Raw genomic sequence first — 13474 nt, 5'->3', positions numbered from 1 at the left:
ACATAGTACACTTGAACGGACAGTTAGACGATCGCACACTCTTATCTAAAGCGGTTGACTCGTAAGCATGACCCTAAATCAAGCATCTCCTCTTTCTCTCAAAGTGATTGGCACGGTCAAAGGGCCGGGCGAAAATGGCAATCAATATGTATTCATTACCTCTGATAATCGCTCGGTCAAAATTGGAGAGTATGTCTACTATGAAGTTCGAGAGAATGATGATGCGTTCAAGATTTTAGGAAAGATTTCGGCGCGGCGGCTGATTGATCATTTGCCCGATCGCATTTTTGCCGATACGGAAATCAGTCCCGAAGCGATCGCGGCTCTCGTAGGTTTCACTTACGCCAATCCTGAAATTTACGAAGTCAGCGTCGATGTGATTGGTTATTTTGATCCCTCTTTAGGATTCATGAATCCCCGTAAAAGTCCCAATCCAGGTGCAAAAGTCTGTCTGGCTGATGATCAGATGTTGCGACAGATTCTCAATCGCAAACAGCCGCAAGAAATGGGATCGGCGCACATTGGCTCACTGCTGCTAAGAGAACCGGGCGCTGTGCCGATCGCGCTAGATGTCAAAGAACTGGTCAGCACCCACATGGCAATTTTGGCAGGCACGGGATCGGGAAAATCCTATACAGCAGGCGTTTTGGTCGAAGAGTTGCTACTACCCTACAATCGGGCAGCAGTGCTGATTCTCGACCCGCACGGGGAATATGGGACGCTCACAGAAATGCGGGGTCATCCAGACTTTCAAGATCCCGATGGCTATTCGCCCAAAGTGAAGGTTTTAAAGCCGGAAGATATTCGGATTCGGGTGTCTTCGCTGGATTATTCTGACATTTTGACGCTGCTGCCAGAGATGAGCGATCGTCAACAGTCTATTCTCAACAAAGCCTATCGATTGCTGCAAAAGCACAAAAAAGGCGAATATCGGTGGGGCATTCAAGATTTGATTGCGGCAGTGCGAGAAGCCGATGTTCAAGAAGACGACGAAGGCAATCTCAAACAGGGATCGTCCGCTCCAGCGCTAGAGTGGAAATTAGAGCGACTGGAGCGATCGGACTACTTTCACACCTTTGAACACACGGTCAGCCCTAAAGACTTATTTGAGCCGGGGCAAGTTACGGTGCTGCAAATGAATGAAATTAGTCAAGACGAGCAGCAGGTGATCTGCGCGGCGGTGCTGCGGCAATCAAACCAGGCGCGGATGAATACTCATCGAGGAATCACCGAAAGCAGCGACGAAAATTATCTGCCTTACCCTGTGTTTATTCTGATCGAGGAGGCGCATCGTTTTGCCCCTGCCCATGAGCCATCTCGCTGCAAAGCAGTGCTGAGAACGATCCTGAGTGAAGGACGAAAGTTTGGGGTCGGCATCGGGTTGATTACCCAGCGTCCGGGCAAGATTGACTCAGATGTGCTGTCTCAATGTATGAGTCAATTCATCATGCGAATTGTTAATCCGGTCGATCAGGAAAGCCTTAAGCACGGAGTCGAAGCGGCAGGTCGAGATCTTCTCAAAGAGTTACCTGCGCTGACTAAAGGACAAGTGATTATATCTGGGGCGTGTGTGAATACTCCAGTGCTGTGCAAAGTGCGTCAACGCCTCACTAAACATGGTGGAGAAACGCTGAATGCTCCCGAAGAGTGGTTAAAGCACTTTCAGACGCATCGAGTGCAAGAGCGAACGATCGAGCAAGCCCCCCTTGCAATTCCCAAAAGAGCGCAAACGGTGCGAGGCAGAAGCATCGATTAGAGGGTTGCAGCCGTTACTTGATTTTTTGCAAAGCTGATTCTTGATATCTGCGGTAGAGGGCTGTGCGATCGAGCGCGATCGCATACCGTTTGTCACTGGCAGGCACTGACCCCATCAGCTTGGAGGCTTTGCCCCACGTATCGGCTAAGTTTTGCCACTGTTCAGGAGTTTGCGCTGTTTTGCCAATTTCAGAGGCTCTTTCTGCTAAACGAACCGCCGTCGCAAAATTGTCTTGATCGAGATTGATTCCACTTGCCGATTGAATGGAAGTTGAATTTTTTGGAGGAGCAGTGGACGATCGCCCCTCTTGCCACATGTAAACTCCCCAACCTGCTAATAGCAAACCTGCGCTCACCGCTAACCCGCCAACGATGCCTTTTTTAAATTGGTTTTGTTCACGAATCAGGTGAGGCGATCTCGTTTGAGGGCGATCGAAGCTCTCAATGCGATCGTCTCGCCAATCGGTTAGAAGTCGCTTGAGAGGATTTTTGCGCTTCAGGACAATTTCTTTTGACCAGAGCACTTGCCCATCGGGGTCACGATTAATTTCTTCGAGCCACAGCAACTGTTGTTCACGAACGATGCGGCTGTTGATATTGACGCGACGAACGCTGCGAGGCTCGATCGCTTCTAAAATTTTTTGCACGCGATCGATGAGCATCGTTTGCTCTAGTTGCTCCTTGGTTGAAGCTTCGCAGAGCAGTTGCAAAATGCCGTTGGCAAAGATGGCGCGCGTTCTGACCCCAGAGTCAGCGAGTTTGTCGTTCAGCACTTGAATAATGGCTGCGACGCTTCCCTGGTGGGCCTGTCGAAAGATATCGTTAACCGAATCTGCTGTCATGCTCATCAGTTTGGTGCGGAATGAACCCTGATCGACTTTATTAAGAAATCATGATAACAGGAGATCTGTAGATGGGTAGATGAAAGATGAATTCCTTACCGAGCATTTACTTAGCTTAGGTGACGAGAATCGTTGAAGCGGCGTATTTGCCAAAGATCCGTGTTAAAACGATTTTGACTGGTTTGGTGCCAGCGCGATCGGTCAATCCAAAATTCAAATAATGCGGTGTTGCCCGCTCTGACTCGCCACGAGCGATCGCTGCCCAACAATTCAGCGATCAAGTGCTGCAAGATCCAACTATGGCTGACGACCCATAACCGATCGCCGTCAGTGTGACGTTCAATGAGGTGCGTGATAAATTGACGAGCGCGAGTGCGGGCATCGTGCAGCGACTCGGCTTCTGGAATTTGAATCCAGTCGGGTGAGGCTTCTAGGCGGCGGCAAAGTTCTGGGTAGCGAGTTCGAGCTTCAGACCAGGTTAGCCCTTTGAGAATTCCGTTCTGAAATTCTTTGAGTTCGTTGGCGTATCGGATAGCGATCGCGGGGCGTTTCTCCTCGATTTCTGCTGACGAAGACTCAGCCGACGGATCGATCAAATCGCTCACCGTTGCCGGAAGCGGGGCTAATTGAAAGGAGGATAATAAGATCTCGGTCGTTTGAGCGGCTCGTTTCAGCGGACTGCTGTAAACGTGGGACGGATGCCAGGATTCTGCCAAAAGATATTGCGCTAGTTTTTCTGCCTGCATTCTGCCCGTGCTAGAAAGTTCAAAGTCTCCGTGTCCTTGCATCCGTTTTTGCTGGTTGCCAGTCGATTGAGCGTGACGGATGAACAAGAGTTTGAGAACTTTGGACATGGTGTTAGAAGAGTGAATGAGTCGTCAGACATTGACACCGTTCAATTTATAGCATTGAGAACTTTCTATAGAGCGGTTGCCAATGGTCGATCGTGTTTGGTGCTAAAGTCCGATTACAATTGCAATAGCAGGCTTTGTACACCCAGTTCAGCAGAATAATTTTATGACCTTAGTGAAATCCACCACCCGCCATATTCGTATTTTTACTGCTGAAGTTGAACATAACGAGTTGGTTCCCAGTGACAACGTTTTGACGCTGGATGTTGACCCCGATAATGAACTCAACTGGAATGACGATGCGTTGCAGAAGATCTACCGCAAATTTGACGATCTGGTCGAGGCTTACAGTGGGGCTGACTTGACTGACTATAACTTGCGTCGCATCGGGTCAGATCTAGAACACTTGGTACGATCGCTCCTCAACAAAGGCGAGATTTCCTATAATCTCAACAGCCGTGTCCTAAATTACAGTCTTGGCTTGCCTCAAGTAAAGCCTGAAGACTCTGCCCCCGCAAAATAAATTTAAATCTGCATCATTCCCGAATATTCAGTCAGCAACTCGTCGTAGGTGAGACTGTCGCCCTTGTCTTGCGGACTCCAGAGCAGTTCAAAAACCATGAGGTAGTCTGGGTTGATTGAGGCAAGTTTCTCTAGCGCCGCTTTGAGTGCCTCCGTCGTCCGCACTTCACTCAATAGAGGCTTGTCGTCAGCCGTCCCGACAATCAGTGTCACCACAATATAAGAAGCGGGGTCTTCTTCAGGATCAGGCGTAAACGTCTTGGTGTTGACCCTGCCGCCGACATTGGTTAGGGTTTCGACGCTAAAATTGCTGCGCTCGGCGATCGAGTTCTGACTAAACAAAGTCTCTGCCTCTTCGCGAGTTTTCACCGTTTGAGAACTGGCTAACACGTGACTCCAGTTTTCTGGCATTCTCAGCAGCGCTAGAACGACTTCCTGTAATTCTTGCTGAAGTCCTTGAGAAGTTTCAGTGTCGGCATTCTGGACAATTTCGGATAGCTGCGATTGAATGGCGCGACCTTCTGCCAAAAGTGCTACCTGTAGCTTAGTAACCGTTACCTTATCGTTATCGAGTTCTGAAGTGGAGCCGATTCCTTTTCTCGCTGAGAGCAGCAGCCAAACCACCAGCCCACCCCCGCCTAGAACCAGCAACATCACCAAAAGCAGCCCAAACCCGCCGATCGCACTAGAGCCATAGCCGTAGGAGGAACCCCCATAAGGGATAAACACGGCACCGCCCCCACTGTTATAGCCTCCAGAGGAGTTGTTGCGACTCGACCCGCTCGATCGAGAGGGCGAACTCCGAAATGATCCGCCACTGCTGCGTCCGCCACTGCTTTTAGCGTAAGCAGCGTTACCTAAATCCAATTTTTTGCCTTGAAGAGTGGCGATCGGCAAGCTGACTGAACTGAGGAGACCACAACTCATTACGGTGGCACAAAAAAGCTTAAAGGTTCTGGTTGGCATAATGTCCATTTATTAAGTTAACTTGCATCTGCTCCCTGGTTTTCTTCTTCCAGCCAACGCTGATAGAGATCGGGGCGACGAATTCGGGTTCTTTCGATCTGCTGCTCTTTGCGCCAGCGATCGATTTCTGCATGGTTCCCTGATCGCAACACCTTCGGCACCTCCCATTCCCTAAACACAAAAGGACGGGTGTATTGAGGGTAATCGAGCAATCCTGCCTCGAAGCTTTCTGCTTTGAGAGACTCTTCTTTGCCAATTGTGCCCGGAAGCAGCCGAATCGTCCCATTTAACAATGCTAACGCTGGAATTTCTCCACAGGTGAGCACAAAATCGCCGAGAGACACTTCCCGATCGACGAGATTAAGCACCCGCTCATCAACGCCCTCGTAATGTCCGCAAAGGATGACAATCTGATCGTAATTGACTGCTAGTTCTTTGAGTAGCGATTGATTCATGGGTTTGCCTTGAGGAGTCATAAAAATCACCTGTCGCCGGGGCAACATCGGCAATGATTCTATGGCAGCAAAAACGGGTTCTGGCTTAATCAACATCCCAACCCCGCCGCCATATGGCTCATCATCGACGCGACGGTGCTTGTCAAGGGCAAACTCACGCGGATTGATCAGATTGACGATCGCGATTTCTTTAGCGAGGGCTTTTCCGAGCAATCCAGAACTGAGTGGGGAGGCGAAGAAGTCAGGGAATAAGGTTACGATGTCAAAGCGCATAAATAAAGGCAATAGGATAAGGGAAATTGCCAGGTCAACCTGTCACAGGGAATTTACACAAAAAAATCTTTCAATTACTTAACTTATGGTTAATAATCTGGCATGATCTGGATTAAGGAAAATTTAATATTTCGTCTTCAGCGATCGCTTCATTTAGTCTATAAGATCCTCTAAAAACCAGCCTTTCAATTGTCCTCCATTGATGTGTTTCACGTCGCAGAGACACCCATGATAGAGTTAGCGTTGCAATCCCTGATGTTGAAGATGCCTCAGCCCACAAATACCGCCATTATGGTCATTGGGGGAGCGGAAGACAAAGTACACGGACGCGACATCCTCCGAAGCTTTTTTGTAAGGGCTGGCGGCGAAGATGCTCGCATCGCCATTTTTCCTTGTGCGTCTCGTGAGCCAGTGGTGATCGGAGAGCGCTATCACACGATTTTTACTGAGATGGGCGCGAAGGCGATCGAGGTTCTCAATATCTGCGATCGCGCTCAGTGCAATGATCCAATTTTGCAGGAATATGTCCGCAATTGCACGGGGATCTTTATGACGGGCGGCGACCAGCTACGGCTCTGCGCGATGCTGTCAGACACGCCCATTATGGAGATTGTGCGTACCCGCGCTCAGTCTGGCTCAGTTACTCTAGCTGGAACCAGTGCTGGGGCTGCTGTCATGGGTCATCATATGATCGCAGGAGGCGGCAGCGGTGAATCTCCAAATTCTTCTCTGGTAGACATGACGTTAGGGCTGGGCATTATTCCAGAGGTGATTGTAGACCAACACTTTCACAATCGAAATCGGATGGCTCGTCTGATGAGCGCTGTCTCTGCCCACCCCGATCTGTTAGGAATTGGCATTGACGAAGACACCTGCGCCCTATTTGAGGGAGACGGCACTCTACAAGTTTTAGGCAAAGGCACGGTCACGATCATTGATCCCGGTGAGATGACCTACACCAACCGCGCCGAAGTAGGATTAGCTGACCCGTTGTGTATCTGCAACTTAAGAGTTCATATCTTGAGTCAAGGATGCCGTTACGATTTAAATAAGAGGCTATCTGCAAGTTGTCCGCAATAACAACCACGAGATTGTGAGGTTAAAGACCAAGAACTGTAGGTAGTGCAATTTATTCGTTTTTTATTCCTAGCGTTTCACGCACATTCTGGTAGATTTGCGAGTTAACCTTATAGATTCATGCACCTGTTGTGGTAAGTTTCCTGTAGAGTAGATTTACAATTTTTAATTAAGTTTCATCACAGCTTATTCGCTTTTCCTTCCCTAATATTTGAATAAGTGTTTGCACCATCTCTTACCAGTTAACCTACTCAGAGATGCTTCTTAATGTCAACTGTTTGCGGTGAACAGTTCGGGCGTTTCAGGCGTTTGAAACTGAGTTGTGGCTTCTCTGAGGCGACTCTCCACCCGGTTCAGTTTAGATAGCTGCTTTGTCATTGTCTGCACGATCGCAGTTAGCCTTTCATCTCTTAACCTAGCCTTATGAAAATACTCAAGATCCAGACGTTACGCGGCCCTAATTATTGGAGCATTCGACGACACAAACTCGTGATCATGCGCCTTGATTTGGAAGACTTAGCAGAATCGCCCTCCAGTGAAATTCCTGGCTTTTATGAGGGTTTGATTTCGACGCTTCCGAGCTTAGTTGAGCATTTTTGCTCTCCTGGCTGCCGAGGTGGCTTTCTGAGCCGAGTTTTAGAAGGCACCATGATGGGGCACATCATTGAGCACGTAGCGCTGGAACTTCAAGAATTGGCAGGGATGCCCGTAGGGTTTGGACGCACCCGCGAGACCGCAACCCCTGGCACCTATCAAGTCGTGATTGAATATGAAAATGAGCAAGCAGGGCGCTATGCGGCTCGTGCGGCCGTTCGACTCTGCGAGAGTGTAATCGCAACCGGAACGTATCCGGCAGATGAGTTGCAGCAAGACTTGAAAGATTTGCGCGAATTTGCAGCAGATGCAGCTCTAGGCCCAAGTACTGAGACTTTGGTGAAAGAAGCTGAAGCTCGTGGAATTCCTTGGATGGAGTTGGGTGTTCGTGCCATGATTCAGCTTGGGTATGGGGTGCATCAAAAGAAACTTCAGGCAACGTTGAGCGATCGTACCAGCGTTCTCGGTGTGGAACTGGCTAGCGATAAAGAAGGCACGAAGCAAATTCTGCGATCGGCAGGCATTCCGGTGCCTCGTGGGACGGTAATCAACTATTTGAATGAGTTGCAGGACGCGATCGACGATTTGGGCGGCTACCCGATCGTGATCAAACCTTTGAACGGCAATCACGGACGCGGGATCACGATCAACATCACTGAATGGGAACAGGCAGAAGCTGCTTACGACGTGGCAAAGGAAGTGTCTAAAGCAGTCATCGTCGAGCGGTTTTATGAGGGCAGCGATCACCGCGTTCTCGTGATCAATGGCAAAGTCGTTGCGGTCGCGGAGCGAATTCCGGCCCATGTGATTGGGGATGGCAAATCGACGATTAGTGACCTGATCGAAGAAACCAATCGCGACTCGCGGCGAGGTGACGGACACGACAACGTTCTGACCAAAATTGAGGTCGATCGCACGACTTGGCAACTCTTAGATCAAAAAGGCTATAACCTCGACACCGTTCTGGCTGAACATGAAGTTTGCTATCTGCGAGCCACTGCAAATTTGAGTACCGGGGGAATCGCGGTCGATCGCACCGATGATATTCACCCTGAAACTGTTTGGCTCGCGCAACGAGTCGTCAAAATCATCGGTCTAGACATTGCCGGAATTGATATTGTCACCTCTGATATCTCAAAGACTTTACGAGAGATGGATGGAGTGATCGTTGAAGTAAATGCTGCTCCTGGGTTTAGGATGCACATTTGCCCTAGTGAGGGCATTCCTCGCAACGTCGCGGAGCCTGTGGTCAATATGCTGTTTCCGCCAGGGTCGCCTAGTCGAGTGCCGATCGTGGCAGTCACTGGCACTAACGGCAAAACCACGACGACCCGTCTGATTGCTCACATCTTCAGACAAACTCAGCAAGTCGTTGGCTACACGACCACCGACGGCACCTATATTGGTGATTATCTGGTCGAGCCAGGTGACAACACAGGGCCGCAGAGTGCCCAACTGATTTTGCAAGATCCGACCGTGGAGGTCGCGATTTTAGAGAGTGCGCGCGGTGGAATTTTGCGATCGGGGTTAGCCTTTAGTGCCTGTGATGTGGGCGTAGTGCTAAACGTCGCCGCCGATCACTTAGGGCTAGGAGACATTAACACGATCGATGACATGGCGCGGGTCAAAAGCGTGGTGGCAGAGGCAGCGATGCCCAACGGCTATGCTGTGCTTAATGCCGATGATTCTCTGGTTTCGGCGATGGCAAATCGGGCATCGGCACAAATTGCCTATTTTTCCATGAATCCCGATAACCCCTTGATTCGATCGCACACTCAGCGCGGCGGACTCGCTGCTGTTTATGAGAATGGCTATCTGTCGATTCTCAAAGGCGACTGGACGCTGAGAATTGAGCAAGCGGTCAACGTGCCATTGACCTTGGGCGGACGGGCACCCTTTATGATTGCCAATGCGTTAGCGGCGAGTTTGGCGGCCTTTGCTCAAGGCGTTCGGATTGAAGATATTCGTGCCGCATTGGTGACTTTTCAGGCATCAACCGAGCAGACTCCCGGACGAATGAACCTGTTTAATTTGGGCACGTTCCACGCTCTGATTGATTATGCTCACAACCCCCACAGCTACGAAGCACTAGGCGGCTTTGTGAAAAATTGGACAACCGGAGAGCGGATTGGCGTAATTGGCGGGCCGGGCGATCGTCGCGATGAAGACTTTGTTTCTCTCGGCACCCTGTCAGCTCAGATCTTCGATCGCATCATTGTCAAAGAAGACGATGACACGCGAGGGCGCGATCGCGGCGAGGTGGCAAAGTGGATTCATCAGAGCATTGAGCAAACCCGACCTGACGTTCACTGTGAGATGATTTTTGACGAGACAACCGCAATTCAAGCAGCGCTCGATTCGGCAACTCCCGGCAGTCTGGTGGTGATTTTGCCTGAGAGTGTTAACCGAGCAATTCAGCTAATTGAGGCGCGGAATCCCGTGCAGGTGGTCACGCCTACAGCAGCCCAGCCAACCCCTGATTCAAACGGGTATGTGTCATTAACAGAAGAAAAAGCGATCGTCTCTAGCGGGTTGAGCGGCTAATCTGTCGTCAATCTTGTAACAGATGGTTGATTTGTGAAGCAGGGGCATGACTATGCCCCTGCTTTGGTGTATTAATTGCTGATCAGTTAGCCGTCGTAGTCGTGATCTGGCTTGTCTGTTTCTTCTTCTTTGCTGATGCCTTCTTTAAAGCTTCGCAACGTCTTACCAAAAGTGCTGCCGAGTTCAGGGATCTTTTTAGGCCCAAAAATCAGAATTGCAACGACGCAAACAATGACCACCTCTGGCCAGCCCAGATTAAACATATAATCTCCTGTTAATCGCCTCTCCTCACTATAGAAGACATAGAAGCTGCATTTACGAATTTGGCTTGTAATACCCATTTCAAAAACAATTGCGATTGATCGAACGATCGCGAGAGGGCATGGCATACCCCTACTGCGGATCTGTCGCTTAGATCAAATCAGTATGAAAAACTCGATGCGTTTATCAGATGGCATGAGAGCTTTTATCAACGGCTTTGGGCAACCTACAGGCAGAATGTTCCAGAGTTACCCTGGTCAGCATCTAGGAAACCTGGGAGCGCAGTTGTTTAGTCATAAAGCTTGAGGCATTGAAATGGCTTTCAGGGTGAATCAGATTTTGAAGTCTCCGCTAGGGTTGGGGGCATTTGTTACGGCAATAATGATCGTGGTGGGAACTGGGTATGTTTCTTTGAAGCCTCAGCCGAACTCGTCAATGGCTTCTCAACCTCTGTCTGAAACGGTGCAATTATCTTCCGATTCGCTGGAGGCGTTTAAGGGATGTTTGACGATCGTCAGCGATCCACAGCCTCCCTTAAATGTTCGGGCGGCTCCGACCGATCGCTTTAACAACATTGTGGGTGGTATTCAAGATGGAGACTCAATAACGGTGATTGGCAAACAGCGAGGATGGCTGCAAATTAGTGCGCCTGTGCCGGGTTGGGTAGATAAAGCGTTAACCAAAACAATTTGTGATCAAGCCGAGCAAGCCGAACTTGCAAAATCTTCTGCCATGAAGACAGATGTGGGAAATCGGGTGTTAGCGGAAGCGATCGAAGAGTATCAGTCAGGCGATTTGAATTCGGCAATTAAGCTGATTAAAACGATTCCAGAAGACAGTTCTGTTTATGCTCAAGCTCAAGTTTCTCTCAAAACAATGCCCAATCAATGGAGACGAGCTAAGAGTTTGTATGGCACCGCTCAAACTGCTTTAAAGGAAAACAGAGCGGCAGATGTGCTGAAGCTTGTGGAGGAAATTCCAGATATCCGATATTGGAGAGAGAAATTTACCCCACTGGTGAAGCAAGCGATTTATTATCAGCATTATGGTAATGCTGCGCCTCAAAGTCACCCCAAATAGTCGTTTAGAATTCCGATTTTTACTGAGTTCTCGATGAAGTTAACTACGATCGCTAATATTCTCAATTCATGGACACTAAAGCTATTTTGATCGCGGCAGGTTTGACGGGTGTTGCGGCTGTGGCAGGCGTGACATCTGCCGTGATGCAATCTCAAAATCCCCAACCGCTTCCGACAGTGGCACCAACTACGATCGTTTCTCCGACCCTCAAACCGACTGATAAACCCGGTGCGGTTCCGGCGGCAAAGCAGTCTGCGGAGGGAGCCGCACCTCAAGCTCCTGTTACCGCTCCGATCGAGCCAACTGAGCCGCTGCCTTCAAAGCCTCAAGCGCCAGAAGCGGCTTCTAGAAAGGTAGAAACCTGTAAAATCACGATGGCAAAAGTGGCGGATGCTAATCCACCTTTGAATGTGCGATCGAACCCTACGATCGCCCCTGACAACGTGGTTGGAAAACTCAAAAATGGCACGTTTGTCACGGTTACTAATGAGTTAGATGGCTGGTTTGCGATCGCAACTCCAGTTAAAGGATGGATTGCTCAAAATCAGACCGAAAGTGATTGTAACGAGAAAACCGAGCGCGTGAGTTTTGGGGCGGGAGGCGATTCGGTGACGATCGCAGAGCGATTTGTGGGCACTGGCTCACACCGATATCGCTTTAACTTGGGCAAAGGTCAGACGTTGAGTGTGAGAAGCGATCGCGGCCCACTGCCGATGATTTTGGCTCCTAATGGCAAAGAATTGAGAGGGTTGGACGATCGCCAAAAATCCTGGACAGGAGAACTCGCGATGACAGGTGACTACACGCTAGAACTCGATTCCAACTACAAGGGATACAAATATTCGTTTTCCGTTCAGGTGAAATGATACTTGTGTTCTCTAACACCTTTTACGTGGACAATTAGCTCTTTCGGTTTTACGAGGTGGAGTGTTTCGGGATTGTCTGATTCATATTTTGACTAACGATGTCGATAACTATTCATGGGCAATACAAATATTCGCTCCGCAGAGCAATTTAATGATTAGGAGGTTGCAATTGTATCGGCAAGTGCCTCAGAACGTTCCAGTTGAGCGATGCTATAAACTTTGCTATAGCATCGACTAAGTAGGCCAGTCTGCCCCAACTGGTTGAGTTGCTGAAATGTCACCGATTTTTTCGCCTTATCCTTTTTCGTTTTGGTCTTCTGTAGTATGCATTCACCCATTTCCCGCTCCTACCATTGGGATAACCACTGACGTATTCATACTCACCTTGGTTGGAGATTCCTTGATATTCTTCTACTGAAATATTCTCTTTAGTCGCAACTGGTTTAACAGGCGGGTGTGGTGTCGTACGGGTAGAATTTTGGGACTTGACCCTATCAACCTCGGATAAATCTTCTAGTTGTTTTTTTAAGTTATCTATCTCAATTTGCTTCTGTTGATACTGCTGCTCCAGTTTTTGGTACTGTCGTTGCAGATCTTCTTTTTGAAAGTTTAATTGAGATTTCTCATTCAGTAGATCTGTAATTCTAGATTCTTTTCTTTGATCAATCTCTTTTGAACTCTGAATATCTGCTTGCAGATCAGATATAGAATTTTGTAATATTTCTATCTGACTCTGTTTTCCTTGAGCTAGTTCTATTAACTCTTGAGCATCCTTCCGTAAGGTAGCTATATCAGCATCACGATTAGATATAGCTCGATGCAGATCAGAGATATCACGGGTAAGGCTAGAGATCTCCTGTACACGCCTGTTTATCTCGGTTGCACCCTCTTGTCTGGCTCTAAGTAGACGATTGAACTGCTCAGATAAAAGCTTGATTCGAGACTGTAGCTCATTGACGAGTGATTGATAGTCGCTATTAATTTCAGAATCAGCAGAGAAGATTAGTCGTGCTGATATGACCTTCATTAACTCATCAATTTTGTAAGCAAGACGAAGACGGTAAGGACTGATTTGATTGGAGCTTTGTGCTATCTCGGCAGCTAATTTGCTAATTACCTCTGAAAGAATAGCTTGCGAGGGTTGTCTGCTACTCGCAAAGAGAACTAGATTAGTCACAATTTTCTCAAGCTGTTCGTAGTCCTTCTCAGCTTGACTAGCCAAAAAATCGCGAACAGAATCCTGTATTCCCGCTAAAACACGATAACTTTGAGGTCTGCGAGGCTCTAGTTCTTGTAAAATTTCGCTTCTTTTATACTCTAATCGGCTAAGAGCTGGACTTTTTTGAAGGATTGAAACTTCCAACTCATCAGGCTTTTTAGCTTGTCGT

General features: G+C 48.5%; 12 protein-coding genes. 6 read left to right on the top strand and 6 right to left on the bottom strand.

The window, feature by feature from the left end; genetic code table 11:
- Positions 1–67: 67 nt before the first annotated feature.
- Positions 68–1756 (top strand): ATP-binding protein, encoded by a 1689-nt coding sequence (locus C7B65_RS19390; RefSeq protein ID WP_073074103.1) that lies wholly within the window; start codon positions 68–70, stop codon positions 1754–1756.
- A 13-nt stretch (positions 1757–1769) separates the two neighbouring features.
- Here the strand turns inward: C7B65_RS19390 and C7B65_RS19385 are convergent, their stop codons facing one another.
- Positions 1770–2603, bottom strand: coding sequence for a hypothetical protein (locus C7B65_RS19385; protein ID WP_073074104.1), 834 nt, complete (start codon positions 2601–2603; stop codon positions 1770–1772).
- Positions 2604–2707: 104 nt separating this feature from the next.
- Positions 2708–3451, bottom strand: coding sequence for a histidine phosphatase family protein (locus C7B65_RS19380; protein ID WP_073074105.1), 744 nt, complete (start codon positions 3449–3451; stop codon positions 2708–2710).
- 163 nt (positions 3452–3614) lie between these two features.
- On the opposite strand from C7B65_RS19380, the gene ndhM reads away from it, so the two are divergent.
- Positions 3615–3971 (top strand): NAD(P)H-quinone oxidoreductase subunit M, encoded by a 357-nt coding sequence (ndhM, locus tag C7B65_RS19375; RefSeq protein WP_073074106.1) that lies wholly within the window; start codon positions 3615–3617, stop codon positions 3969–3971.
- Between the two features lie 2 nt (positions 3972–3973).
- Here the strand turns inward: ndhM and C7B65_RS19370 are convergent, their stop codons facing one another.
- Together C7B65_RS19370 and trmD are read right to left on the bottom strand one after the other, a co-directional pair.
- Entirely contained in the window at positions 3974–4936 is a 963-nt protein-coding gene (locus C7B65_RS19370) for a DUF1517 domain-containing protein (RefSeq protein ID WP_219898657.1), read from the bottom strand.
- Positions 4937–4953: 17 nt separating this feature from the next.
- Positions 4954–5664, bottom strand: a complete 711-nt coding sequence (gene trmD, locus C7B65_RS19365) for a tRNA (guanosine(37)-N1)-methyltransferase TrmD (protein WP_073074108.1) — start codon at positions 5662–5664, stop codon at positions 4954–4956.
- 228 nt (positions 5665–5892) lie between these two features.
- Between trmD and C7B65_RS19360 the strand changes: the two genes are divergently transcribed.
- Positions 5893–6744 (top strand): cyanophycinase, encoded by an 852-nt coding sequence (locus C7B65_RS19360; RefSeq protein WP_073074109.1) that lies wholly within the window; start codon positions 5893–5895, stop codon positions 6742–6744.
- Between the two features lie 420 nt (positions 6745–7164).
- On the top strand, positions 7165–9879 hold the full coding sequence (gene cphA / locus C7B65_RS19355) for a cyanophycin synthetase (RefSeq protein WP_073074110.1): 2715 nt from the start codon (positions 7165–7167) through the stop codon (positions 9877–9879).
- 86 nt (positions 9880–9965) lie between these two features.
- Here the strand turns inward: cphA and tatA are convergent, their stop codons facing one another.
- The gene (tatA, locus tag C7B65_RS19350; RefSeq protein WP_317615832.1) at positions 9966–10220 is read right to left on the bottom strand and encodes a twin-arginine translocase TatA/TatE family subunit; all 255 of its coding nucleotides are present in this window, start codon (positions 10218–10220) and stop codon (positions 9966–9968) included.
- 235 nt (positions 10221–10455) lie between these two features.
- On the opposite strand from tatA, the gene C7B65_RS19345 reads away from it, so the two are divergent.
- A complete protein-coding gene (locus C7B65_RS19345) occupies positions 10456–11220 on the top strand; it encodes an SH3 domain-containing protein (RefSeq protein ID WP_073074112.1) in 765 nt (254 codons plus the stop codon).
- Between the two features lie 68 nt (positions 11221–11288).
- On the top strand, positions 11289–12086 hold the full coding sequence (locus C7B65_RS19340) for an SH3 domain-containing protein (protein ID WP_073074113.1): 798 nt from the start codon (positions 11289–11291) through the stop codon (positions 12084–12086).
- 277 nt (positions 12087–12363) lie between these two features.
- On the opposite strand, the gene C7B65_RS27980 is transcribed toward C7B65_RS19340, so the two are convergent.
- On the bottom strand, positions 12364–13474 hold a 1111-nt coding region (locus C7B65_RS27980; protein WP_181314445.1), incomplete at its 5' end, for a coiled-coil domain-containing protein.

The sequence above is a fragment of the Phormidesmis priestleyi ULC007 genome (assembly GCF_003003695.1).
GTDB classification, from domain to species: Bacteria; Cyanobacteriota; Cyanobacteriia; order Leptolyngbyales; family Leptolyngbyaceae; genus Phormidesmis_A; species Phormidesmis_A priestleyi_A.
Note: the sequence above shows the minus strand (reverse complement) of the source record. Positions and strands in the feature narration are given on the sequence as shown.